14 protein-coding genes and 7 pseudogenes are annotated in these 25,899 nt (G+C 48.4%); 14 read left to right on the top strand and 7 right to left on the bottom strand.

Annotated elements, in window-relative coordinates:
- Positions 1-70: 70 nt before the first annotated feature.
- The 3 genes from ACQ86O_RS14395 (at position 71) to ACQ86O_RS14385 (ending at position 3,068) form a co-directional block, all read left to right on the top strand.
- Positions 71-487, top strand: coding sequence for a hypothetical protein (locus tag ACQ86O_RS14395; protein ID WP_431221686.1), 417 nt, complete (start codon positions 71-73; stop codon positions 485-487).
- On the top strand, positions 475-1,314 hold the full coding sequence (locus tag ACQ86O_RS14390) for a hypothetical protein (protein ID WP_431221685.1): 840 nt from the start codon (positions 475-477) through the stop codon (positions 1,312-1,314). The genes ACQ86O_RS14395 and ACQ86O_RS14390 overlap by 13 nt, the downstream gene beginning before the upstream one ends.
- A 530-nt stretch (positions 1,315-1,844) precedes the next feature.
- Entirely contained in the window at positions 1,845-3,068 is a 1,224-nt protein-coding gene (locus ACQ86O_RS14385; RefSeq protein WP_431221684.1) for a tyrosine-type recombinase/integrase, read from the top strand.
- A gap of 577 nt (positions 3,069-3,645) precedes the next feature.
- Here the strand turns inward: ACQ86O_RS14385 and ACQ86O_RS14380 are convergent.
- From ACQ86O_RS14380 to ACQ86O_RS14360, 5 genes and pseudogenes are all read right to left on the bottom strand, one after another.
- Entirely contained in the window at positions 3,646-3,909 is a 264-nt protein-coding gene (locus ACQ86O_RS14380; RefSeq protein WP_431221683.1) for a PTS sugar transporter subunit IIA, read from the bottom strand.
- Between the two features lie 108 nt (positions 3,910-4,017).
- Positions 4,018-5,119: pseudogene (locus tag ACQ86O_RS14375) on the bottom strand (IS3 family transposase).
- A gap of 412 nt (positions 5,120-5,531) precedes the next feature.
- Entirely contained in the window at positions 5,532-6,002 is a 471-nt protein-coding gene (locus ACQ86O_RS14370) for a GNAT family N-acetyltransferase (RefSeq protein ID WP_431221682.1), read from the bottom strand.
- 426 nt (positions 6,003-6,428) lie between these two features.
- Positions 6,429-7,397, bottom strand: a complete 969-nt coding sequence (locus ACQ86O_RS14365) for a LysR substrate-binding domain-containing protein (protein WP_431221681.1) — start codon at positions 7,395-7,397, stop codon at positions 6,429-6,431.
- 174 nt (positions 7,398-7,571) lie between these two features.
- Positions 7,572-7,994: a LuxR C-terminal-related transcriptional regulator gene (locus tag ACQ86O_RS14360; RefSeq protein ID WP_431221680.1), complete on the bottom strand. Its 423-nt coding sequence runs from the start codon at positions 7,992-7,994 to the stop codon at positions 7,572-7,574.
- Between the two features lie 989 nt (positions 7,995-8,983).
- On the opposite strand from ACQ86O_RS14360, the gene ACQ86O_RS14355 reads away from it, so the two are divergent.
- From ACQ86O_RS14355 to ACQ86O_RS14340, 4 genes and pseudogenes are all read left to right on the top strand, one after another.
- Positions 8,984-9,526 (top strand): fimbrial protein, encoded by a 543-nt coding sequence (locus ACQ86O_RS14355; RefSeq protein WP_431221679.1) that lies wholly within the window; start codon positions 8,984-8,986, stop codon positions 9,524-9,526.
- 53 nt (positions 9,527-9,579) lie between these two features.
- Complete coding sequence (locus ACQ86O_RS14350) at positions 9,580-10,281, top strand: fimbrial biogenesis chaperone (protein WP_431221678.1); 702 nt, start codon at positions 9,580-9,582, stop codon at positions 10,279-10,281.
- Between the two features lie 76 nt (positions 10,282-10,357).
- A pseudogene (locus ACQ86O_RS14345) lies at positions 10,358-13,020 on the top strand (fimbria/pilus outer membrane usher protein).
- On the top strand, positions 13,021-14,148 hold the full coding sequence (locus tag ACQ86O_RS14340) for a fimbrial protein (protein WP_431221677.1): 1,128 nt from the start codon (positions 13,021-13,023) through the stop codon (positions 14,146-14,148).
- Positions 14,149-14,344: 196 nt separating this feature from the next.
- On the opposite strand, the pseudogene ACQ86O_RS14335 reads toward ACQ86O_RS14340, so the two are convergent.
- Positions 14,345-14,870, bottom strand: a pseudogene (locus ACQ86O_RS14335) (DDE-type integrase/transposase/recombinase); the annotation flags it as partial.
- A gap of 161 nt (positions 14,871-15,031) precedes the next feature.
- A complete protein-coding gene (locus tag ACQ86O_RS14330; RefSeq protein ID WP_431221676.1) occupies positions 15,032-16,231 on the bottom strand; it encodes an IS256 family transposase in 1,200 nt (399 codons plus the stop codon).
- A gap of 135 nt (positions 16,232-16,366) precedes the next feature.
- Here ACQ86O_RS14330 and ACQ86O_RS14325 point away from each other — a divergent pair.
- The 7 genes and pseudogenes from ACQ86O_RS14325 to ACQ86O_RS14295 all read left to right on the top strand — a co-directional run.
- Positions 16,367-16,456: pseudogene (locus tag ACQ86O_RS14325) on the top strand (IS1 family transposase); the annotation flags it as partial.
- Positions 16,457-16,710: 254 nt separating this feature from the next.
- The gene (locus ACQ86O_RS14320; protein WP_431221675.1) at positions 16,711-18,228 is read left to right on the top strand and encodes an amino acid permease; all 1,518 of its coding nucleotides are present in this window, start codon (positions 16,711-16,713) and stop codon (positions 18,226-18,228) included.
- Positions 18,229-18,311: 83 nt separating this feature from the next.
- A pseudogene (locus ACQ86O_RS14315) lies at positions 18,312-19,516 on the top strand (arginine deiminase).
- Positions 19,517-19,684: 168 nt separating this feature from the next.
- Positions 19,685-20,770: an efflux RND transporter periplasmic adaptor subunit gene (locus ACQ86O_RS14310; protein ID WP_431221674.1), complete on the top strand. Its 1,086-nt coding sequence runs from the start codon at positions 19,685-19,687 to the stop codon at positions 20,768-20,770.
- A pseudogene (locus ACQ86O_RS14305) lies at positions 20,770-23,849 on the top strand (efflux RND transporter permease subunit). Before ACQ86O_RS14310 ends, ACQ86O_RS14305 begins: the two are co-directional and overlap by 1 nt.
- A gap of 255 nt (positions 23,850-24,104) precedes the next feature.
- Positions 24,105-25,208: a hypothetical protein gene (locus ACQ86O_RS14300; RefSeq protein ID WP_431221673.1), complete on the top strand. Its 1,104-nt coding sequence runs from the start codon at positions 24,105-24,107 to the stop codon at positions 25,206-25,208.
- 412 nt (positions 25,209-25,620) lie between these two features.
- Positions 25,621-25,830 (top strand): annotated as a pseudogene (locus tag ACQ86O_RS14295) (integrase arm-type DNA-binding domain-containing protein); the annotation flags it as partial.
- Positions 25,831-25,899: the final 69 nt, after the last annotated feature.

Here is a 25,899-nt window from a genome sequence, read left to right as displayed (position 1 = left end):
AACAGGCAACACAAGCGCTAATAGCTTGAGTTAATAGCGTTTATCAACAGTTAACTAATTGGATTAGGATATGCGTAAATATATAGGGAGCGTAATAGCAATTTTACTGCTTGTTGGTTGCAGCTCTATCGGGGAAGACAAATTCAGTTCATCGTATGTGAAGTCACATATTATAGCAAAAAAGACCACCAAGGCAGAAGTACAGGCTATTTATGGCGTACCGGATGATCAAAACGTTTATTCTGACGGGACTACCGAGTGGCAGTATGACAAGAGCGGCAATCTGAGTTCAGCATCGTCCATTGTTGGCTATATTCCTGGCGCAGGAGCCGTTTCCAGCGCTCTTGGTCTGGCGAATACCGCCTCAAATGCCTCAAGCAGTGCAACCAAAGCATCTGCAAAAATGTCAGGCGATACCGAATACCGTGCAAATCGATTTTATATCAGATTTGACGATAAAGGCGTCGTTGACTCATGGCATATGTAGATCACATTAGTGGCTTTCCGATGCGAAAAACTCTCAGCTGCTTGATTATCCTACCGCTGTTGTCAGGTTGCTCTGCGCTCTATGGCAATGGTGGGAACTTTGCGAAATATTATCAAGGCAGAAGTATTGCTGAAGTTAAAGCCAATGAAAATTATATTCCTTGTTCCTATCAGGAACTGACAGTTAATACCTTGGATGAACAGCAGTTCAGAGACATTGCCAATTTGCGTTTGAATGCGTACAGGCAGGGTTATGTCATTGTTGGCGAATCACATGGGGAGGGAACCTCGACTGCATTCACCAAGAACGATGTCACTGGCTTGGCGTTGCAATTATCGGTCTGCTTGGCTTATTGGGGTAACTCTGGTTTTTCATATGCTGAGAATCAAACCCGCACCTATTACGAGCAAGTGGTAGACGGCATCTATTATGATAATAATGGACAAGCGCAATATGCGATGCGTAATGAAGAACGCTATCAGCAAGTACGCGTAGATTATTACAACTTCCATTCTTATTATTTTGCCAGACTCAATCCAGATAAAACGTTTGGCGCCTGGTATCAGGAGATATCGCCTGAGCAGAAAAAAACGCTAGGCCTCAATTACGGTGTGCTGATCCGCGCCATTGCCAGTGGCAGCCAGGCAGAAACAGAATATAACCTGCGAGAAAATGATATTTTGCTTGAATACAATGGGCAGCAATGCACCATAGATAACAGCCCTGATTTTTGCGGTGTTAACGTTCCCGTGCATACTGCTCGCGTATACCGCAATGGGCAAATCATCAACGTTGACGTTAGGGCACGACCGGTAAAAAGCAAGTAACAAACACTGCCGGAGAAAGCTTGGTCTATCGCTCCCAAAAGGAGCGATATCGTGCCTGGTATGCTTTGTTACAGAGCAACTGGCCCCCTCAGCATAAATAGCATATTCACACCCAACCCCGCAGAAGCCAAAATCAGCTTTTCCTTGATACCCCCTCAGTGAAATACTCATATACAGGAATTTTCACGCCACTTAGTATCCCGCTATCAAAAATAAAGGCCTGATGACATATCAATAGAAGATTTAAATGATAGCGATTATGTCCGTATTCCTGCTGGCCGGGATAGTCGATGGCATACTGAAAAACAGCATAAACAAAAAACCCCAAGCTCTTTCAAGCTTGGGGTCTGTATTTGGCGGAAGGACAGTCTGCTTCCTTGGCGCGCAATATAATACAGCCGTACACAAACAATCAAGCAGAATCAACCGACTAATTTGTTTTTCCGTTCAAACGAACATAAATCACCCTAAACTCAAACAACCATTGATGGCATACTCGATGGCATACTGACATCTCAAGGATTTTACAGATGGCACTCCTCACCGATACCAAAGCCCGGAATATTAAACCGGACGATAAACCCTTGCCGCACGGTGGTATAACCGGCCTGACGTTGCACCCTTCAAACAGCAAAGGTCATGGTAAATGGGTCCTGCGTTATGTTAGCCCGACGACTAAAAAGCGCCGCAATGCCGGGTTAGGCAGCTATCCCGAAATCAGTATCGCCGAAGCAGGCAAACAAGCGCATGCCATGCGAGACCAACTCACCAACGGGATCGATCCGCTGGAGTTCAAGAAGGTTGTTGCAGCAGACAAACCGGTGATCCCGACATTTACGGATGCTTCGCGTCAAGTTCACATAGATTTATTACCCGGCTGGAAAAACGACAAACACGGGAAGCAATGGATAGCCACACTGGAACAGTACGCCTTCCCTTCCATCGGTTCATTACCACTGGACACAATTACACCTGCACATATGGCTGAGGTCTTGCGCCCGATTTGGTTGTCGATCCCAGAAACAGCAAGTCGCGTGAAACAGCGCTTGCACGCTGTAATGGCCTGGGGATGGGCACACGGCCATTGTGTGGCAAACCCTGTCGATGTGGTCACCCGTCTGCTGCCCCAGCAGCCTAGCAAAGCGATTCGGACAGAGCACCAACCTGCCATGCCTTGGCGAGATATCCCAAACTTTGTCGCTGTACATCTGCGCAATGCCAGACGCTTCGATTTAACCCGTTCGCTATTAGAATTGCTGATCCTAACAGCTTGCCGCTCAGGTGAGGTCAGAGGGATTCAGTGGTCTGAAATTGACTTCAAAGCTGCTGTATGGACTATCCCAGCCGAACGCATGAAGGCAGGCATTATCCACCGCATTCCATTGGTACCTAGAGCCATTGAGATCTTGGAAGGTATGAAAGGGTTGCATGACGAATTGGTGTTCCCCTCACCCCGTAACCAATCATTACTGTCTGATATGGTGTTAACTTCGTTCTTGCGCCGCATTGAGGCTCCCAGTGATACGCCAGGGCGTGTGGCAACAGCTCACGGTTTCCGCTCTAGCTTTCGGGACTGGTGCAGTGAGCAAGGTTATCCACGGGACTTGGCTGAGCGTGCATTAGCACATACGGTGCAAAACAAGGTCGAAGCAGCGTATCACCGTACTGATTTGTTGGAACAACGACGACCAATGATGGAGAATTGGGCTGATTTTGTTATTAAGCAAGCTAATATGAATTTAACAGGTATATAAGGAATGCAGACCGCCTCGCCCGATTGGCCACTGTGCCGGGATGCGTTTTCCCATGCTAAAAAGCAACCAAGCAAGCTATATTTATGCTGACATACTGACAACACCAGTAGCGACACTGGTGTTGTTAGCTCTAGCCAATTTATTTTTTCCTTTTTTGGTATTTTCTCTTCAAATTCTTAATGGTTTTATTTTTAACAAATTGTGCTGATCACGACTTGTTTTGCCTGTGCAACAACGATATCTGGCGATCAACTGCTGAGTTATATTAAATTGACCCCATCGAAAACAAACCGCACCTTAAGAGCTAACCAACTAATATTGTTGCGTTTTTTCCTTATTCCTAAGAGGATAAGAAGAGCATCTACATCACGCTTGCTAAGAATCACTGAACAACATTCGCCGCTATATCATAAAAAGTAGTGACGCATTTTCGGCTAACGGGTAAGTGAATAAAATCGTATGATTGACTATCCAAGATAGCCTTAGAGAAGAAGACACCCTGCCAAGGAACTGGCCAAAATCAATGAACCTTCTTATTATCAAGTCCAATTACTCATCTGAAAGGTACACACGGGTTTTAACATCCTGCTGGTACTGTAGTCCCCCCTGAATTTAGTCTTACCGCATTGGTTTTACCATGAGGCACTGCTAGTCCTTCGCCCAGAGCCGTTGGGCCCTGCTGCTCGCGCGCAAAAACAGCCTTAAGGTATTTGTCCTTGTCGTGCAGTTTTCCCTGCTGATCCAACTTGTTTGCTAGGGCGATTATCGCCTCATCGCGGCTTTCAAACCTTGTTTGCAGCGCGATCAGCGACGGATTGGTTAGAGAAGTCAGGTTCATCATTTTCCCCAAGTATTGGTTTATGCCTTTGCTATTATTGGTACATATACAATACCAATTAACCACCATGAAACGGTGAATATGATCTTGTAGTCCCTCCAGTTTTTAGTATCACCGCCAATGAGGATCTCCGGCCAGTTTTTGCCTCGCATAGATAACCGGTGGCATATCACCCAGTGAGCTATGCGGGCGTTCCTCGTTATATTCTGTGCGCCAGTCTTCTGTTAGTTCACGTACTTCAGACAATGTTCTGAACAGATACATATCAAGTATTTCTGTTCGCAACGTTTTGTTAAATCGCTCGATAAATCCGTTCTGCATCGGCTTTCCGGTCTGAATAAAATCGAGTATCACTCCATGCATCTCTGCCCACTCGGATAAGGCCGCGGCAGTGAGTTCTGGCCCGTTATCACTTCGTATATTAGTCGGGTAGCCGCGTTCTGCACTTAATCGCTCCAGAATGCGCACAACACGATGAGCCGGTATATTCAAGTCAACTTCGATTGCCAGTGCTTCCCGGTTAAAGTCATCAACTACGTTAAATAACCGGAATCGCCGCCCGTCGCTCAAGGCATCACTCATAAAATCAACTGACCAACAGTGGTTCATTTTATGTGGAATAACCAACGGCTGTGGATGCCTGTTCGGTAAGCGTTTTTTCCTTTGCGTCGGAAGTTGAGTTTTAACAATCGATAGATCCGGTAAACCCGCTTTGCATTCCACAGTAATCCTGCTTGGCGTAACTTATTGAACATAAGTCCAAAACCATAGGCCGGATACTGATATGCCAGTTTTTGTAGCGCCTCGACCACAGGCAGATCCCGTACTGTGTTCGGGCAATAATGCAACAGGCTTCGACTGATACCGATAATCCGGCACCCGCGTCGTTTGCTGGCCTAATGTTCCGTCATGACGTAACGCACCAACTCACGCTTTTCGGGTACCGTTAAAGTTTTTTTGAAACAACATCCTTAAGAATTTCATGATCTAAGCTCAAGGAAGCATACATCTGCTTTAACCGACGGTTTTCCTCTTCCAGCTCTTTCATTCGTTTGATATCAGAGGACTCCATGCCGCCGTATTTAGATTTCCAGTTGTAATAGCTGGCTTCCGACACACCGTTTTCACGGCACACATCCTTCACATGCCGACCCCCTTCAACTTCTTTCAGGACCCTCAGGATCTGAGTTTCAGTGAAACGCGCTTTCTTCATGATGAGCCTCCGTTGGTTGTATTTTAACCAGAGAACTCCATTAAGCGGTAAGACTAAATTCAGGGGGGACTACAGTTTACTGAAGATCGATCCGGGCATGCCAATTATTGAGAAGAAAACGAAAGGTTTTTTATCTGACGGCACTATCTTTGAATTCAGCAAAAATCATATCAGCCCGGTCGAATACAAATTTACGTTAATCGCAAAAAGGAGAAAGCCCTTCTGAGCAGATCTGTTATCCAACCTGGGCATTTATTCTAGCACGCTTCATCAACTTTCAGACTCGGTTAACACCACGCTGTTGCTTGGCATCACTCAGGTCAAAATAGGGGTCTGAAGCCCAACCGTACGAAAACGTACAGCAAGCTTATTTATTAACCAATCATGTCAGGTTTGATTAGAAACAGACATGTTATTGAGGCGGCATATTTTTTGTAAAAATCAATTTATCTTCATCGATTGCATAGTAGTTACCGATTCTTGCCTCATTGATAAAACCTTGTTTACTATAGAATGCTCGGGCTGCGCTAAATTCTATTTGGCTTGAAGTCTCAACTAGCAACAGTCTGGCATGTTTATGTCTCAATTCATTTTCGACCTTGTTAATCAAAGCCTGACCAACACCCTGCCGCTGATGAGAAGGATTGATCCACAACATCAATAGGTTCCACACATTATTAGTCATTATTTCTGGGGCACAATATGCAATCCCTGCCAGGCCCTGCTGTTCCGCGCTAAACCATAACTCTTCTGAATTGCCAGAAAGATAGTTTTCCAGCATTCCCCGTACATGCATTAACCCTTCCTCATCAAATTGACCACTAACCTTCAACATATTGAGTAGTGGACCAACGTCAGAAGATTCAACTGGACGGATAAACATAAATTTTCCTTTTTACGAGGTGAGATTGAAGTCGTCAGTTTGAATTATACCCTAGTGATAGCATGTCGCACTTCGCAAAAAATACTATCATATACAATGATTTATTACTTTTGATACCAGAGAATCACTTAATCTAGTACCTATTAAGATGAAAATAACAATGGCACTTGTCGGCTATACTCGGGTTTCAACGACTGATCAGGATTTGACTCACCAGGTAGAGGTTTTAACCGCTGCGGGTTGTCGCGGGTTGAGTCTGGAATAGTGCCTGCGATACAGTTCTGATACTACCATAACGTATAACGGCCTGAAAATTCTTGATCTGATTAGTTTTCGGTAGCTCTCTCATAATTCATTCCATATATAGCGGCTGAAAATATACAATCAAAATATTTATTTATAATAATAGTTCACAATTTTACTTTATCAAGAGCCAGCCACAGCTGTCGCTGCAGAAATGGATCCCAACTGGATTTTATTGTGCCAAGGGTGATTTTTACATTCACTCAGTAATTCACTCAGCATCACTCTGGAGACTTGTGTCAACGGTAAACGGCGAGAATATATAAAGTTATAGGATGCATCAGGCAGAAAGTCTTCGATGGGTATTACGCTCAATTTCGATTTGAGATAAGGTACCTGGACTATTTCTTTCGCTGCAACAGTCAGAAAATCAGCATCCAGAACCATCTGCATAGCCATTATCGCGGTATCACCATGGATAATTTGTTGTCCAGCTTGGCGGCCGTCAGGGAAAAGCACCTCTTCAAGTTGATTATAGTACCCCATTTTAGTCGATGGCAAATACCATTTTTCATTCCTGAGCTGATTCAAAGAAGTGCTTTGTGCCAGTGGATGACCAAGGCGTGCCAGCACACCACAGGGGGCGGTAAAAAAGGGTTCCTCAATAAACTCGGTGCTCAGATTACTTGCAGGTGAGGTTGTGCCAATCACAAAGTCCAATTTCCCCGCACGCAACGCAGGTAGAAGGTCTGAAACTTGACCTTCGGTGAGATTAACACTGATCTGTGGAAAACGTTTTTGAAAACGCTTTATTGTCAAAGGAAGCATGGTAAAAAAAGGCAAAGCCGAACTGCCAATTGCAATGGTTCCTCTGGAATCGACACTGAGTAGTTTTGCATCAATAACTGCACGTTCCAGTTCTTTTAATATCAGCTGTACTCGTTTTTCAAACAGTTTGCCTGCCTCTGTCAGTAAAACACCGCGAGGCCCTCGGACCATCAGCGAGGTTCCCAGCATCTTTTCTAGCTCACTCATTGACCGAGTCAACGCGGGCTGGGTTTGATTCAGGGCTTTAGCTGCTGTCCGGAAACTGCCATGCTCTATAATTGATTGAAACATTTTCAGTTGATTCGGCTTGGGTAATTTATTCATGAGCATAAAATCAATGTTTATCCGTTAATGATTACGCTATTTTTAGCATCCACTGTTAAATAGGTTAAAAAAATAACACCTAACAGTCTCTTTAACCAATCCATGCCAAACGAACCTCGCCGTTAGCCAAAATAAATGCATTCCTCCTTATAAGCATCAGCTCAGCACTTGTGTTCAAATAACTGACTCAACTTCCAGACTGGTTTGTGTTTCACTCCTCACCGGGTGTTTAAACCTTTGATATAGGGAGAGTGTATTGAGATTGTGCATCACCAAAGGGCATAACGAATTCATGCCAAGCTTTGCCAACGCACTACGTTTGTAGTGACTTATCGTCTTGTAGCTCAGCTTTAAGTCGACGGCGATCTTAGCAAGCGTTTCTTCATTCAGTAGCTTTTTCAACACCAGAAACTCGCGCGATGAAAGTCTCTCTGAGGCCCTTTCGAACTTCTCGCTGCTTTTCTCGCTCAAGATAATAATGTCCCACAGTTGCTTTTGTAATTTATCCAGCGTTGTTGTGCAATCCAGGCTTTTCCAAGCGCTATTAAACTCGTAGAAATAATGATTTAACATTTCAGTATACGTATATTCTGCCATCAAAACGACCTTACCAGCAGTATGGGCACAAGGTAACCTCCCCCAACTAACTGCAGAAACGATACCAAATTGCACTCATAGTGATTTAACATCACGATAATAATATCCACCTCTGCTAAACGACCTAACAGCGTTTTGGATTGTTCAAAATTACGGGGATAGGCAACAATCTCAAGATACTTAGCTAGCGGTGAGGAACTAATCAATTCACCCAATCCCACACGAGTAAAATTGCAAGAGCATTCCAGTATAATTTTTTCTTTCTCATAATTCATTCATTAATTTCATCGTGATACAACGCATTACTTTATCCAGATATCTTCGAGGATATATACCATAGGCATATTAATAGCTTTCAATAGCGCTTTTTCTATGGGGTTTTTTAAATATCAGTATTAATGATGCGTTTACTGGTAAGGAAAAATAAGTATTTAAACTTAACCTACAGGATTGTTGATAGTGTTCTGAATAAGTTTCGATTGTCCATATAGAGGCTACCTTTGTCATAAAATCCCTTTAATAACCTAGTAAGCGAGCATTTTTTGGTCGGAGAGGCATCCAAGCCAGATTCAAAGAAATACATGCCTAACTCAATTTTACAGAGCAAGTATCTATTGTTTTGCTAGGTAATTAATTGCATTCTCCTGTAATATACCTTCGATATCGAGTTAAACAAGCCGTAGTATAAGATTAACCTTACAGGTTGTGAAGTAATTAATTTTTATCAGTGATAAAAAAACTTCTTTGCATGGTTTTAAATTAAAATATATAGTGCACTTCGCTGAGCATTATTTAGAACAAATGACCCGTTCATCGGTTCACTTTCTTAATAAAAACCTGTTGTTTACGTGTCTCATTAATTCGTGAGGTGAAGAGATCACCCCCTTGTCCGTAAACATCAGATTGTCCTGCTCGGCAGCCAACCTAAGGAGTGTTGACGTTTCTTAATGATAAGGACGTCGTATTAATTGTAATTAAGGAATGCATTAATGAAAAAGATCCTTCTGCCTGCTGTCGCTGCTGCTGTTTTGTCTTCTGGTATGGTCCAAGCTGCCTCGACCGGTACCATCACGTTTAACGGCGAATTGACTGCCACCACCTGTAACGTGATTGTTGACGGTCAGGCTGCGGACGCGACTGTCGCTTTGCCAACCATTGGCACCAACCAACTGGCATCAGTGACCAAAACTGCGGGCGCCACCGGCTTTGTGATGGCTCTGAGCCAATGTTCTGGTACGCTGGAAACCGCATCTGCGTTCTTTGAAGCTGGCTCTTCTGTTGACCAGGCCACTGGGCGTTTGAAGAACATGACCGGTGATGCAACAGGCGTCAGCCTGCAACTGCTTGACGGTTCAGCCACAGGGACTTCCGTGATCCAGGCGGGTAACCAGAGCCAGCATCTGAACACTGTCTACAAAGATATTTCAGCCGGTAGCGCCAATCTGCCTTACATCGTTCGTTACTACGCAGAAGCGCCGACTACGGCAGGCACCGTAGTCAGCAACGTGGTTTATTCCATTCAGTATCAGTAATCGGTTATGGGAGGGGTTCTCCTCCCTATCGATATGCCAGTCAAGAGGTTAGTATGAAATTTTTCTCTCACACAACGCGCCAAATTTGCGCCTTGGCGGCGGCCGCACTGTTCAGTGCGAACGCTCTGGCCAGTGTGGTTATTAGCGGAACACGGGTCATTTATCCGTCGGATGCCAAAGAAGTCAGCGTCAAAATCACCAATGGCGGCCCCTCTCCCGTGCTGTTACAAAGCTGGATCGATAACGGCGATGCGAATGCCAAGCCCTCGGCTATCAAGGTGCCATTTGTGTTGACCCCACCCATGAATCGGGTCGAAGCCAGCAAAGGCCAAACGCTGCGTATCAGCTATGCCGGTGGCAACTTACCTATGGATAAAGAAAGCGTATTTTGGCTGAACGTATTGGAAGTCCCGGCCAAAAGCCAAGCAAAAACCGCAGAAAACCGCCTGCAAATGGCTTTCCGTAGTCGTATCAAACTGTTCTATCGCCCGGCAGGGTTGCAAGGCAATGCCAACGAAGCAGCCAAATTGGTCACCTGGAGCAGTAAAGGCAACACTCTTCAGGCCACTAATCCAACGCCATATCATGCTTCTTTCGCGAACCTGTCTGTTAACGGTAAAAAACTCGACGGCGTAATGGTGGCCCCGCGCAGCACGATTGATGTGGCATTACCAGGTAACGCTGGGAATAAAGTGATCGGCAGTTTCGTCAATGACTATGGTGCCGTCAATGCTTTTGACGCTGTCATAAAATAAGCACCAGCTACCCCCTCTTTATCTAATTAATATAGTAATCATTATTCAGGAAATCAGTTCTTGAAGGGATTTCATTATGTCAAAATCTTTGCAATGTGCCCCCCAGAGCCGGCTATCTCCTCTGGCTATGGCCATTATATCGACGTTCTTTGTGGCCAGTGTAAGCGCTGAGACAGCGGTTAATACCCCACAGGAAATCGTAAAGAACCTGGAGTTCGATGCTTCTTTCCTGAATGTTGATGACGAGAAGTCCGTAGACCTCAGCCGCTTTGCTAATGGTTCTTCGGCGTTACCTGGCGTGTATAGAACCGCTCTGTATATTAATGAGCAATTGATCAGTAATACCGATATTGAATTCAATGCACGGGCAGATAAAAGCGTCTACCCCTGTCTGACCAGCGATATCATTAAGAATATTGCGTTTAATTACGATAAATTACCGACGAACTTTTTAAGCCAGAAGAATAACGGTGATCAATGCCTAGACCTGCAAAACCAGCTACCAGAGGCGCAGGTTAATTACGACAGTAATGAGCAGCGCCTGGATATTCTGATCCCGCAGATTTACATGCTGAACACCGCCCGTGGCACCGTAAGCCCGGAATTATGGGACAGTGGCGTGCCTGCTTTGCTGCTGGGTTATAACGTCAACGGCTATACCAGTGATTCTCATGGAACCACATTCAACTCACTGTTTGCTGGCGTGAATGCCGGGATAAACGTAGGGGCCTGGTATCTGCGTCATAATGGCTCTTATACGCGCATGGACAATGGGCCAAGCGAGTACAGCAACATCAATACCTATTTGCAGCGTGATATTCCGCAGTTAAAAGCCCGCGTGCTGATCGGCCAATCGAATACCACCGGGCAGTTGTTCGATACGCTGCCATTCACCGGTATTCAGCTCTCCAGCGACGAACGCATGTTGCCGGAATCCCTGCGCGGTTACGCACCGGAAATCAGGGGATCGCCCGCACCAACGCCCGTGTTACCGTGCGCCAAAGCGGTCAGGTGTTGTATGAAACCAGCGTCACACCGGGTGAATTCCTGATTAATGACTTGTACCCGACCGGTTACGGCGGTGACCTTAACGTGACCGTGCGTGAATCGGATGGTACAGAGCAAACCTTCAGTGTGCCTTACGCCTCCGTGGCTCAGTTACTGCGCCCCGGCTCGTCACGCTATTCCCTCACTGCCGGTGAAGTACGCAGCGATAATCTGCGTGAAAAACCGGCTCTATACCAAGGCACTTACCAGTACGGCTTAACCAATGCCATCACCGGTTACGGGGGTCTGCAGGCCAGCCAGGATTACTATGCACTGCAACTGGGGGCGGCGGTCGGTACTCCGATTGGCGCATTGGCGTTCGATGTCACCCAGGCACGGACGCATCTGGGCAACAGCACCAACGCGAACGGACAGCATCAATCTGGCAATTCGCTGAGTGGGCAAAGTTATCAGATCAGTTACAGCAAGCTGATCAGTGAAACCAACAGTAACCTGTCACTGGCCGCCTACCGTTTCTCGACCAATGGCTACATGGATTTCATGACCGCCATGCAAACCCGTGATGCGGTTGCACAGGGCTATTCGCCGGATTGGATTTCACGCGCCAAAAATCGTTTCACCGTTACGGCCGGGCAAGGCCTACCCGAAAATTGGGGGCAACTGTATATCAGCGGTTCGGTGCAGAATTATTGGAACAAAGAAGGCAGTGAGAAGCAATACCAGGTCGGATACAACAACCGCTATAAGAGTCTCTCTTACGGTCTCAGTGCCAACCGCAGCTACTCAAGCCTGGGAATGACGCAGACCAACTACCTGCTGAGTTTCAGCCTGCCATTAGGGAGCAGTGGCCAGAGCCATACTCCGCAGTTGCGCCTGGATTTGGCCCATGACACCAGTGGCAGGACCGGCCAGCAGGTCGCCGTTTCAGGCACTGCAGGCCAGGAAAACCAATTCAGCTATGGCGTAACCGCAATGAATGCCAATCAGGGGATCGGCTCCAGCGGGTCAGTGAGCGGTAACTACCGCAGCCCGGTGGCGGCTCTGAGTAGCACCTACAGTACCGGCAAAGGCTACCAGAGCGCGTCTGCCGGTATTAACGGCACGGTGATTGGCCATGCGGGAGGCGTGACGTTTACGCCGTATACCTCGGACACCTTCGCGCTGGTGGAAGCCAAAGGGGCAGAAGGCGCCAGCGTATCGTCTTATCCTGGGGTGCGCATTGACTCACGCGGCTATGCGTTGGTGCCGTATCTGAATCCATACCAGATGAACGACGTCAGCATCGACCCGAAAGGCACCTCGTCCAATGTGGAACTGGATAATACCAGCCAGAAAGTGGCGCCATATTCCGGGGCAGTGGTGAAGGTGAAATACACCACCAAACAAGGCACGCCAATTCTGATCAATGCCACTTACCAAGGGGAGCCGCTGTCGTTTGGCGCCGATGTCTTTGACAGCAAAGGCAACAGCGTGGGTTCTGTCGGTCAGGGCGGGCAACTGTATGCTCGCGTGACAGAAGATCGCGGAAAACTGAGAGTGAAATGGGGTGAAGGACACGATACGCAATGCACCGTCAGCTATCGGCTGATGCCGCAGGCCAAAGAGCAACAGGTGGATCAGGTCCAGCAGTTTACCTCCGTCTGCCAAACCGAATTAGGGAAGATAACCCCAGGCCAGTTTGCTTATGCAGGCCAATCTGCCCATTACGCAATGAACAAAGAGAGACGATAGATGAATCAATACATGAAATTATTCGGCAACAAGAAGAGGGTATCCCTGCTCTCTTTGTTGCTCAGCACGGTGGTGATGTTTTCCCATCATGCTAGTGCAGCGCCAAACTGTTCACTTGCCCCCGGCAGTAGCGAGATCACTGCGCCGATGGTACTGCAGGCTCAAAATATCACTGCAGGGGAGGATTTGCCCAATGGCACGGTATTATTTAGTCAGCTTTTCACCCAGGCAGCCTTCCCCAGTATCACTTGTACTGCTTCGGCGACAGCTTATACAGCATCGACACAGTATAGTTATACTGCCAGGCCTAAACCCTTGTCGGCCTGGAGTGGCACTCCGCATCCAGGTCAGATTTACGAAACGGGTGTGCCCGGGATTGGTGTTGTTGTTTCGTACTACGGCAGAGCATTTCCTACGTACAGAGAGACTGGCATAGCTGCCCCTGCTGGCACAGTTTTTGGTTATAACAATATACCTCTGGAGTTTGATGTCAGTTTTATCAAGATTGGAACCATCGCCCCAGGGACAATTAAAGGTGCTGATTTACCCTCAGTAGCCATGGAGTTTATCACGCAAGGCAGTAATCCTGTGAGATTATTCTCAATGAGCTTTACAGGGGCGATAAATATAGTTGCACAAACCTGCCAGACATCTGACGTAAATGTCCCTATGGGAACAATCAATGCCGATCAGATTTTTAAAGGAAAAGGAACCGCGTCCAAATGGGTAGATGCATCGATAAACCTTACCAATTGCCCACAATTTTATGGTGTTAAAGGCAGGGGCTATTACTCCAATAACGGTATTGGCAGCCTTTCTTTACCAGCGAATCAGGTTAGTTTGATGCTAACTCCTAATACCTCCGTTATTGACAGTAGCAAGGGAATTATGGGGCTAAAATCCGGATCAGGGAGCGCCTCTGGGGTTGGTATACAGCTAGCCTACGGTGAAGTAAATGCCCCCTCTCCAGACTTGGTCAATTTTGATGTATTTAAGAACTACATAATGTCCAATGGTGGAGCTACAACGCAAAAGCTCCCTCTGGTGGCCAGATATATACAGACCGATGAACGAGTCACACCAGGGCGTGCAGATGCAACGGCAACCTTTACCATCAATTATTATTGAATAATATGCGCTAAAAAAATTGGATGTTTCTTAAGCGTCATCCCAGCTCCGTCTGGCGAATATCTGACACATTCGACAAAGGGGTTCCCACCAAATAATAGTGGGAACCAAAAATGTCATATATCCAGAAAAATGGGGAAAGAGTTAATCTCCCCATTTTTAACGGAGGTAATAAGTAGAGCAAGGTCATGCGGTGAATATGCTGCATCGGTGTGTAGCCATTCAACGCCATATTCGGTCGTTCGTGATTATAAAACCATTGCCACTGAGTGGCATAGTTCTGCAATTCTCCCAACGTAGAAAATAGGTACTGCCCAGCCAGTCATAACGCACTGTCCGGTTATATCGTTCAATATAAGCATTCTGCTGAGGTTTGCCGGGCTGAAAAAACGCAGGGTTATATTCTGCTGAGCTGCCCATGACATCAGTATCTTGCCGGTATATTCTGGCCCGTTATCACACCGAATGGCTGCGGGTTTTCCCTTCCATTCAATGAGTTGCTCCAGTGTTCTGACCACCCGAGTTGCAGGCAGGGAAAAATCCACCTCAATGGCCAGGGCATCACGATTAAAGTCATCGATCACATTCAGTAAACGGACGGAGCGACCATCCGAGAGCTGATCATGCATGAAGTCCATCGACCAGCATTCGTTGCTACTTTGAGGCACTACCAGCGGCTCAGGTTTATCCCGTTTCAGTCGTTTTTTCGGCTTTATTCGCATGGCCGAGATAATCATTAATCCAAAAATAATGACAAACGGGCTAGAGATAAAGGCAATCAACAGAAATCACTTCCATAGAAATGATAAGCCAGCAGTATGGCGGAAATAATCAGGGCCAGCGTACAAATCGAGCCTGTCCATAATTCTGTGTAATTGCCCACCTAGTCTAAACGATCACCGAACTCGATAATAAAACGACTCATGGCCAACCGCCAGTTTTGGATCGGCATATTCCATTTTTTCGACGCAGCCTGGATCTCCAGATAAATCACTTTGCGCACTGAGTCGTCTGTCGGGAACACTTTACGTTTCTTAATCGCCTGCCGGATCACGCAGTTCAGCGATTCGATAGCGTTGGTCGTATAGATGGCTTTGCGGATATCTGCAGGATAACCGAAGAACGTGTTGAGATTTTCCCAGTGAGTACGCCAGCTTTTGCTGATTTGCGGGTATTTTTCATCCCAGACGCTGGCAAACTTATCTAGCGCCATCAGGGCCGCTTCCTCTATCGGGGCCTGGTACACCGTTTTCAACCCGCTGGTGACCGCTTTGTAGTCTTTCCACGACACGTACTTCAGGCTGTTACGTACCCTGTGGATAATACACAGTTGGATGTGGGTTTGCGGATAGACGCTGTTTATCGCATCGGGGAAGCCCTTCAGGCCATCCACGCAGGCAATCAGGATGTCTTGAAGCCTCCGGTTTTTCAGTTCGGTCAACACGTTGAGCCAGAACTTGGCCCCTTCATTTTCTGCCAGCCACATACCCAGCAACTCTTTCTGACCCTCGGTATTAATGCCCAAGGCCAAGAAGACGGCCTTGTTAATCACACTGCCATTATGACGCACCTTCACCACGATACAGTCAAGGTAAACAATGGGATACAGTGCATCAAGAGGTCTATTTTGCCACTCGGTGACCTGCTCTTTAACGGCATCAGTGACTTTGGATATCAGCGTGGGTGACACGTCGGCATCGTACATTTCTTTGAATGTCGCAACGATTTCCCGTGTGGTCATCCCTTTGGCATATAAGGATAAAATCTGGCTGTCCATCTGCGTGATACGCGTCTGGTTTCTCTTGATTAACTGAAGCTCAAAGATATTCTCACGGTCGCGAGGTGTATGCAGTTCGAACTCACCATCATCAGTGAGGAGCGTCTTTGACGAGTAACCGTTACGGGTATTCGAGCCCGCTTTTGGGGCGTTCTTCTCATGGCCGAGATGCTCGGTAAGCTCAGCGTTCAGAGCCGTTTCGACGGTGAGTTTGGTCAACATACGAGAAAACTGGTTGAGATCAGCTTCGGTTTTAAGACCTTTGGCTAATTCAGCAGCAAGTGCCTTAAGTTTCTTTTCGTCCATAATTTGCCTGTCTCTGTGGTTAGGAAGAACATATCAAAAACAGGCAATTACACAATTTAAATTACAGTCTCATTGGTTGTTCGCATCTACCTGCACTTGATGTCATTCCTGAGTTGATTACTCATTTTAAGCGGCAATACAAAGACTCTCGGATACTCAAAATCAGTAGAAATGCATGATAAAATTTTCGGTACATTCATCGAACGTGAGTATTACCTGCAATGACCAAATCTACACATTAAATACGTGACCCATAAATCTTAAGTATTATAATTTAAAATAGACACTTACGATGGCTTTTTATCCTGTCACAAAATAGTAACTTAGTGAGTTAAACGACTTTGTTAATAATGGATTGTAAAATATTTTTTCTCGCCAGGAAAAAAGCCAATAAAGACTATGATTTAACCGTTAGACCATGAGTAACGTTACTCATTAATAACATTCACTTCATTGACTCGGTGTCAGTAAGGAAAACCATGACGAGCTCATCAACGAATAAACTGTCCCTAGGAGCACTTACCGCTTTGGTCGTCGGCTCCATGATAGGCGCCGGGATATTTTCTTTACCGGCAACCTTTGGGCGTGCTACAGGAGGGTTTGGCGCCATCATCGCCTGGTGTATTGCCGGCGGTGGTATGTTAATGCTGGCTTTTGTTTTCCAAACCTTGGCGCAACGAAAACCCAATCTTGATTCTGGCGTATTTATCTATGCCAAAGCCGGGTTTGGTGATTATCTTGGCTTTGCCTCCGCTCTCGGCTTTTGGGCCGGTACCTGTATCGGTAATGTCTCCTATTTTGTATTAATCAAATCAACACTGGGTGCCTTCTTCCCTATATTCGGCGATGGGAATACTATTCCGGCAGTACTGGTGGCCTCTGTCATTCTTTGGGCTTTCCATATTCTGGTATTACGCGGTGTTAAGAGTGCAGCTGCTATCAACACCATTGCCACCATTGCCAAAATTCTGCCAATCCTCATTTTCGTTATCGTATTAATTTTTGCCTTCAAAAGTGACGTTTTCATGCTCAACTTCTGGGGAGCACCGCAGGTGACCAGTCTGGCAGGCTTAGGGGATTTGTCGCACCTTAATGATTATGGCTATGTGGGTCACGCTGCCGCCACAATCACGGCAACGGCCGAGCCTGAATCGCTGTTCAGTCAGGTACGAAGTACTATGTTAGTGACTGTCTTCGTGTTCCTGGGGATTGAAGGCGCCAGCGTTTATTCCCGCTATGCCAAAGAACGCAGCCACGTAGGTATTGCTACGGTGATGGGCTTTATCGGCGTGCTGTGTCTGCTGGTGTTAATCACCATGCTGTCTTATGGCGTGTTGTTACGTCCCGATCTGGCCGCATTGCGTCAACCTTCAATGGCCGGGGTTCTGGAAGCTATTGTTGGACGTTGGGGAGCTATCTTCATCAGCGTCGGCCTGATTGTCTCGGTATTAGGGGCTTATCTTTCCTGGTCGCTGCTGGCGGCAGAAGTGCTGTTCTCCGCCGCGAAAAGCCAGAGCATGCCCAAGGTGTTCGCGACTGAGAACAGTAATTCAGTGCCCTCTGCTGCGGTTTGGTTAACTAACGTCACGATTCAAGTTTTCCTGATCCTAACACTGTTCAGCCAGTATGCCTTCCAATTGGCCCTTGAGTTAACCAGTTCCCTGACGCTGATCCCTTATCTGCTGGTCGGGGCTTATGGGCTGAAACTGGCCTGGACCGGGGAAACCTACGAAACCGATAAAACCGACCACAAAAAGGATCTGATATTCGCCATTATCGCCACCTTCTATGCCCTGCTGATGCTGTACGCCGGGGGTATGAAATATCTGCTGCTCTCCGCCATTATCTATGGCCCCGGCACGCTGTTGTACATTATGGCTAAACGTGAACAGCAGGCAAAACTGTTCACCCCGGCTGAAATGGTGCTCTTTGTAATCGTTATGGTCGCTGCAATTGTTGCAATTTACAGTATTGCAACGGGCGTTATCACAATCTGATCGAGGCAAGTCATTATGTCGACTAAAAAAAGGCACAACCCAAGTTTGGTGTTCATTCTGAAGTAGGGAAATTGCATAAAGTGATGGTGTGCGCCCCTGGCAAGGCGCATAACCGGCTGACACCAAGTAATTGTGATGAGTTGCTGTTTGATGACGTGCTGTGGGTGGAGCGCGCCAAGCGGGACCATTTCGATTTCATGACCAAGATGCGCGAACAGGGTGTTGATGTGGTCGAAATGCACAACCTGCTGACCGAAACCCTGGCATTGCCAGAGGCCAGAAAGTGGATCTTGGATCAGCAGATTGTGCCGAATGAAGTTTCGCTGGGGATCCTGAATGAAACACGCAGCTTCCTGGATGGCTTGGCTCCACGTGCGTTGGCTGAGGTATTGATTGGTGGCCTTTCCACTATCGAACTGGCGAAAGAGGGCTATGCTGACCATGAAGAGCTGAAGCTGATCCGCGAAGCGGTGGGGATCACCGAATACCTGTTGCCACCGTTACCCAATACGTTATATACCCGCGATACCACGTGCTGGATCTACGGCGGCGTCACCTTAAATCCGTTGTATTGGCCTGCCCGTCATGAAGAAACCATTCTGACGACGGCAATCTATAAATTCCACCCGGACTTTGGTTCTGCCAACGTCAATGTCTGGTGGGGGATCCCACTGTGCACCACGGCACTGCCACCCTTGAAGGGGGCGATGTGATGCCTATCGGTAACAAAACGGTATTGATTGGTATGAGTGAACGGACTTCGCATCAGGCGATCACGCAGTTGGCTGCCGCCCTGTTCGCCAATAAACATTCGGGTGTTGAACGGGTGATGATCGCCGCCATGCCGAAACTGCGTGCGGCCATGCATTTAGATACGGTATTTACCTTCTGCGATCGTGATGTCGTCACGCTCTATCCGGCTATCGTTGACCAGATTAAAACCTTCTCCCTGCGTCCGGATGAGGGTCCGACCGGCATGAAACTGAGCCGTGATAGTGGCACCTTTGTTGAAGCGGTGGCCGGTGCATTAAACCTGAAAAAACTGCGGGTAGTGGAGACTGAAGGTAACGATTACGATACTGAGCGCCAACAGTGGGACAGCGGCAACAACATGGTCGCGTTGTCTCCGGGTGTCGTGTTGGCTTACGATCGTAATACCAAAACCAATACCCAATTGCGTAAAGAAGGGGTTGAGGTGATTGAAATTGTCGGCAGTGAGTTGGGCCGTGGGCGTGGCGGTGGCCACTGTATGACCTGCCCAATTATTCGTGACGCTCTGGATGACTAATAAGTCAACAGTCAGGGGGAGCTTTGCCCTCTGACTTTCTCCCTCTGTTATTCAGGTACAAAGCTTACTCTAAAAGTACCCAACCCCTACTCAGTTGGTATTTGAGATCAACGGTAAGTCAGTACAAAAAGTTAGCGGTGCTTAAATTTGCTCTGAAGAGATTGTATCGTGAATATAAAACTTGTTGCCGTGGTAGTGTTCACCCTTTTTCTTTCCGCTTGCGACAGAGAGCGCCCAGAGAAGAACGAAAGCGTTCGGCCAGTAAACATTTTTGAGGTAAGCAACAGTGCCCAGCAAGGGGTGCGGATCTTCCCCGCCAGGATCCTCGCGGGCGATCGCACCGAACTGGCCTTTAAGCGCCCCGGGCAGTTGGAGCAGTTGCGGATCCGGGAAGGGGAACGGGTCAGCCAGGGGCAAATCATTGCTAACCTCAACAACAATGATGCGCGCCTGCGGCTGCGGGATCGGCAAGCCGCCTTCGATCTGGCACAGGCTCAGTTCAACCGTTTTGCCACGCTGAGCGCACGTAATGTCATTCCGCGCGCCGAACTTGACGTCCATCGGGCAGCCCGTGACTCGGCCCAGGCGGCGTTGAAACTGGCCAAGGAAGAAGTCAGTGATATGCAAATCCGGGCACCTTTTGCCGGCATTATCGCCACCGTGAGTGCCCGCAACTATCAGGTGATCCCGGCTGGCCAGCCGATAGCCACATTGAACGCGCTGGATTCACTGGATGTGGTTTTCAATATCCCCGAAAATCTGTTTATCGTCATTGATGAAAACAATGCGAAATACCAACCCATTGTTCAACTTAATAATCTGCCGGGCCGCGAGTTTACCGCCCGCTATAAAGAGCATACCTCCAGCACCACGGCAGGGTCATTAACCTACCAGATGACCCTGAGCATGCCGCGTCCGCAAGACCTGCCCATGCTTTCCGGTATGAGTGGCACTGTCAAAATCAATCTCGGCAATCTGGCCGGGGCGGCTCAGACCGCCAACGTGATTGTGCCCGTCGAGGCAGTCTTTAACCCGGATAACACCGCGCGTAACCAGCCCCACGTCTGGGTCATCAAGGATCGCGATGGCAAGCTGTTTGTTGAATCTCGCCAGGTTGAGACCGGGCAGTTAACGGCCAACGGCATCCAGATCGTTTCCGGTCTGGCCGATGGTGAACGGATCGTTGCCGCCGGCACCCGCGAACTGCGCCCAAATCAGGAAGTGCGCGCTTGGGTCCGTGAGCGAGGTCTGTAATGAAACTGACAGAGAACTTTATCAACAACGGCACCCGTATCTGGTTGGCGATCCTGCTGCTGGGTGTTGGCGGCGTGCTGGCGTTTCTGAATATCGGCAGGCTTGAAGATCCGGCCTTTACCATTAAAACGGCGGTGGTGGTGACCCGTTATGACGGCGCCTCCGCCCAGCAGGTGGAAGAAGAAGTCACCCTGCCGCTGGAAAACGCCATTCAACAACTCCCGTATATTGACAACGTGACCTCTATTTCCAGCGTCGGGCTGTCGCAAATCACCGTCAATATCCGTGCCGAGTATGGGGCGGCCGAGCTGCCACAGATCTGGGACATCCTGCGGCGGCGCATTGGCGATGCCGCCTTGCGTTTACCGCCGGGTGCCAGCCCGCCGATAGTAAACGACGATTTTGGCGATGTTTACGGCTTCTTCTTCTCTTTATATGGCGACGGTTATAGCAATCAGGAACTGCGCAACTTTGGTGAGTTGTTACGCCGCGAACTGGTGGTGGTGCCCGGCGTGGGCAAGGTAGCGATTGTCGGGGTTATACCGGAAGAGGTGCAGATTGAGATTTCCCGCGCCCAGATGACCGCCGCCAATATCATCCCCCAGCGGCTTTACGACCTGTTAAGCAGGCAAAACGTGGTGTCCAACGCCGGGGATCTGTTGGTGGGCAGCGAGTCGATCAGGCTGCATCCTACCGGTGAGTTTGCCAGCGTTCAGGAGTTGGGTAACCTGCTGATTAGCGAACCGGGCAGCCCCCGCAGCGTCTATCTGCGGGATATCGCCACTATCAGCCAGGGCGTGACGCACTCCCCCAACAATATCTACCGCGCCAACGGGCGGCCTGCGTTGTCTATCGGGGTCTCTTTTGCCCCCAACGTTAACGTGATTGTGGTTGGCGAAGCGGTCAAGGCGCGTTTGGCCCAGTTGGAGGCAGAACGCCCGGCCGGGATGGATATCAGCGTCTTCTACGATCAGTCTCATGAAGTGGAAGGGGCGGTTAACGGCTTTATCATGAACTTCTTGCTGGCACTGCTGATCGTGGTCGGTACCCTGCTGATTTTCATGGGTGTACGCAGCGGGCTGGTGATCGCCGCTTCGCTGGCGTTAAACGTGCTGGGCACACTGCTGATCATGAAGCTGTTCAATATCGAGCTGCAGCGTGTTTCACTCGGTGCACTGGTGATCGCCCTGAGCATGTTGGTGGATAACGCCATCGTGATCGTCGAAGGGGTACTGGTTGGTAGGCAACAGGGGAAAATACCCTGAAGGCCATCAACAACGTGGTAAAACGCACCATGTTTCCGCTGCTGGGGGCCACCGTCATCGCCATCCTGGCGTTTGCACCGATCGGTCTGTCGAACGATGCCACCGGGGAATATTGTAAATCGCTGTTCCAGGTCCTGCTTATCTCGCTGATGCTGAGCTGGTTTACCGCATTGACCCTGACGCCAGTCTTCACCAAATGGGCGTTTGAAAAACAGAAAGTCGCCGAGCCAAAAGCCGATGAACCAGCCAAAACGCCTTATGATGGCTGGCTGTTCCGCGCCTATCGCAATCTGCTGGGTAAGCTGCTGCGCCAGCGCACCATAACGCTATCGGTATTGGCGGGATTACTGGTGATTTCGGTAATAGGTTTTGGCAACGTTCGCCAAAGCTTCTTCCCGCCATCCAATACGCCGATTTTCTTTGTCGATCTCTGGCTGCCCTACGGCACCGATATTGCCTACACCGAAAAAATTGCCGCCCAGATCGAGCAGCATATCAAGGAACAAAGCGGCGTCAGCGATACCATGGTCACGATCGGCCAGGGGGCCATGCGCTTTATGCTCACCTATAACGCGCAGCGCCAGTATTCCAACTATGCGCAGGTCATGGTGCGGGCCAAACAGCTAAACCAGATCCCTGACATGATCGGCCAGATAGAAAGCTATGTACGCAATAATTTCCCTCAGGTGAATGCTCAGGCCAAACGCATCATGTTCGGGCCATCGAATAACAGTTCTATCGAGGCCCGCTTTATCGGCCCGGATCCGAATGTGCTGCGTTCGCTGGCTGCCAAAGCAGAGAAGATCGCCAGTGCCGATCCTGATGCCGATGGCGTAATGCATGACTGGCAAGAGCGTAGTAAAGTCATTCGCCCGCAATTCTCGGATTACCTTGGCCGCGAACTGGGGGTGGATAAACGTGAAATAGACAGTGCGCTGCGCATGAGCTTTGGTGGGATCGCCGTGGGCCTCTACCGCGACGGCACCCGGCTGATGCCGATTGTGTTAAGAACACCGGATGCCGAGCGGCTGAATGCGGAGCGGCTGAATGACGTCATGATCTGGAGCCAGGCGCGGCAGGCATTTATCCCTATTGACAACGTGGTTAACGGTTTCACCACCGATTGGGAGGATCCGTTGATCATGCGCCGGGATCGTAAACGCACTTTAACGGTACAGGCAGACCCAAGCTCGCAGAGCGGCGAGACCTCCGCCGAACTGTTGCAACGGATCAAGCCTGGCATTGATGCCATCCCATTGCCTCGAGGTTATGAGCTGAATTGGGGTGGCGACTATGAGAGCACCAAAGAAGCCCAGGCTGGGTTGTTCACCAGCCTGCCGGTGGCCTTTGTGATCATGTTCATCATCACCGTGCTGATGTTCAGCTCGTTGAAAAATGCCGTAGCCATTTGGCTGACCATCCCGCTCGCACTGATCGGGGTCACGCTCGGCTTCCTGCTGACGGGCATCCCGTTTGGTTTTATGGCGCTGATCGGCTTGCTGAGTTTAAGCGGCATGTTGATCCGTAACGGTATTGTACTGGTTGAAGAGATAGGCTTGCAGCGGCAGGAAAAACCGATCCTGGAAGCGATTATTGACGCGTCAACGTCACGTTTGCGCCCAATATTACTGACCGCTTTTACCACCGTGCTCGGTTTGGCCCCGCTGCTGAGCGATGCCTTCTTCCAGAGTATGGCGGTGGTTATCATGTTCGGCTTGGGTTTTGCCACCGTGCTGACGCTGCTGGTATTGCCCGTGATCTACAGCTGCATGAACTCCGACAGCAAAAAGGCGATGCCGGAAGCGGAAGTGTGATTAACGTAAGCACAGCTTCCCTTTTGGGGCATAGATAAAGATGGTTTCACCAAGTGCTTAATTTTTTAGCATGCTCTGGTCGGAGGAAAACAAGTTAGTAAATTGATTATAAATCAAAACGCTTCATCAACATGAAAGTAAGCAACTCCAGTTAAAACCCATGCGGTATGTGTGTAAGGTTCTCACCAATGACTTTAGTTTTACTGACTAAAAAACACACAGACTAAAAAATGCAACCAATTCGTGAGGTGACCCATGCTTTATGTCGACATTCCAAGCCGTGAAGAATATGCCTATCTAGCCGATATTCGTTCTGATGCCTGTATTTCGATTTATATTCAAACCTCCCCTCTGCATCAACAATTAGAAGCCAGCAAAATTCAGCTAGGTAATTTTATCAAGGAGGCGCTGTTGCAGGTAACGAGCGAAGGTTTGGATAAACGTCGTATTGCCTTGCTGAAAGACGAATTGTACTCCGTGCTGGAAGACGAATCTTTTTGGGATCTGCATGCTCGCAGCCTGGCGGTGTTTGCCACACCAGACAGCGTCCGAACCTACCGATTGGCAAATGAATTATCCAATCGGCTTCAGGTAGGAGAGCGTTTCTACCTCAAGCCACTATTGCGGGCATTAACCTTCCCACATTCGGCCTACATCCTCGCATTGTCTGAAAATCAGACGCGTCTGATCGAATTCTTTGCTGATTCACCAGCAGAAGAAATGAAAGTGCCAGCGATGCCCACACGCTTTAAGGACGCGATGGGGGACGCTGCATTAAACGATCACCATCATGGCGCGGTGCATCATAAAGTACGACTGGCACAATATACACGCAGGATCGATCAGGCATTACGCCCTTTGTTCGCCAGACATGACTCTCCCCTGCTCCTCGTCAGTACCGAGCCGTTGGCTTCGATCTACCGTTCCACGAACACGTTGCCTAACTTGACAGATGAAACATTTTTCAGCAATGCCGAGCATCTTGGAGCCTCAGAATTGGTGACGCTGGTGCGGCCATTAATGGATAACTATTATCAGGCACAATTGAACGCGCTAGCGTCACGCTTTGAAGTGCGCTCTGGCGAACGCCGTGTCACCCAGGATTTCTCAGATGTGGCCAGGGCTGCCACGTTCGGCGCCATTGACCTATTACTGATTAACCTCGATTGTACGATGAGCGGGACCATTGATGATCAGGGATTAATCACTTTCAGCGGCAACAAGGATGCAAGCCACTACGGTTTAATTGATGAGATTGCCAAGCGGGCGATAGCTACAGGTGCAAGAGTTTTAGCCGTACGCAGTGAGGATTTGCCTTCCGGAGCCGATCTTAACGCCATCTTACGCTACCCATTATAACGGGATTCGACTGTCAAAACTGGTCTGTGAAAGGATCATAGACCAGCGCTTATTAACAGAACATGGAATAGTTAGGGCTTAATGCACCAGTGGAGCTAGAAGATCACATAGTGAATAACAGTTTTTTTAGATTATTCCCCCTAACACCAAACAAAGAAGGACAACCCGGGGCCAGTGACACACTGACATTTTCCACAAACAAAAACTCCAAGCTCGTAAGAGCTTGGGGTCAGTATTTGGCGGATGAAAAGTCAGCCTGTCAACAATTCAACTCAGCGCAATTCACCTTAAAATATAAATATAAAACAATCAGTTAAAAATAAACCTACTCAAAGCCGCACAACCGCACCTAACCAAAATCAACCATTGATGGCATACTCGATGGCATACTGACATCTCAAGGATTTTACAGATGGCACTCCTCACCGATACCAAAGCCCGGAACATTAAACCGGACGATAAACCCTTGCCGCACGGTGGTATCACCGGCCTGACGTTGCACCCTTCAAACAGCAAAGGCCATGGTAAATGGGTTCTGCGTTACGTTAGCTCAACAACTAAAAATCGCCGCAATGCTGGGCTCGACAGCTATCCCGAAGTCAGTATCGCCGAAGTAGGAAAATAAGCGAATGCCATGCGCGAGCAACTCACCAACGGGATCTGCAAGTCTGTGTCACCCCCTTTCCTGATG

The organism is Serratia sp. L9, from assembly GCF_050632285.1.
Taxonomy (GTDB): Bacteria; Pseudomonadota; Gammaproteobacteria; order Enterobacterales; family Enterobacteriaceae; genus Chania.
This window is presented reverse-complemented; position numbering and strand designations above follow the sequence as displayed.

Excerpts from the sequence above, each read along its gene's own strand:
- ACQ86O_RS14395 (WP_431221686.1), top strand. The coding sequence starts at position 71 with ATGCGTAAATATATAGGGAGCGTAATAGCAATTTTACTGCTTGTTGGT.
- ACQ86O_RS14390 (WP_431221685.1), top strand. The coding sequence starts at position 475 with ATGGCATATGTAGATCACATTAGTGGCTTTCCGATGCGAAAAACTCTC.
- ACQ86O_RS14385 (WP_431221684.1), top strand. The coding sequence starts at position 1,845 with ATGGCACTCCTCACCGATACCAAAGCCCGGAATATTAAACCGGACGAT.
- ACQ86O_RS14380 (WP_431221683.1), bottom strand. The coding sequence starts at position 3,909 with ATGATGAACCTGACTTCTCTAACCAATCCGTCGCTGATCGCGCTGCAA.
- ACQ86O_RS14370 (WP_431221682.1), bottom strand. The coding sequence starts at position 6,002 with ATGTTTATCCGTCCAGTTGAATCTTCTGACGTTGGTCCACTACTCAAT.
- ACQ86O_RS14365 (WP_431221681.1), bottom strand. The coding sequence starts at position 7,397 with ATGAATAAATTACCCAAGCCGAATCAACTGAAAATGTTTCAATCAATT.
- ACQ86O_RS14360 (WP_431221680.1), bottom strand. The coding sequence starts at position 7,994 with ATGGCAGAATATACGTATACTGAAATGTTAAATCATTATTTCTACGAG.
- ACQ86O_RS14355 (WP_431221679.1), top strand. The coding sequence starts at position 8,984 with ATGAAAAAGATCCTTCTGCCTGCTGTCGCTGCTGCTGTTTTGTCTTCT.
- ACQ86O_RS14350 (WP_431221678.1), top strand. The coding sequence starts at position 9,580 with ATGAAATTTTTCTCTCACACAACGCGCCAAATTTGCGCCTTGGCGGCG.
- ACQ86O_RS14340 (WP_431221677.1), top strand. The coding sequence starts at position 13,021 with ATGAATCAATACATGAAATTATTCGGCAACAAGAAGAGGGTATCCCTG.
- ACQ86O_RS14330 (WP_431221676.1), bottom strand. The coding sequence starts at position 16,231 with ATGGACGAAAAGAAACTTAAGGCACTTGCTGCTGAATTAGCCAAAGGT.
- ACQ86O_RS14320 (WP_431221675.1), top strand. The coding sequence starts at position 16,711 with ATGACGAGCTCATCAACGAATAAACTGTCCCTAGGAGCACTTACCGCT.
- ACQ86O_RS14300 (WP_431221673.1), top strand. The coding sequence starts at position 24,105 with ATGCTTTATGTCGACATTCCAAGCCGTGAAGAATATGCCTATCTAGCC.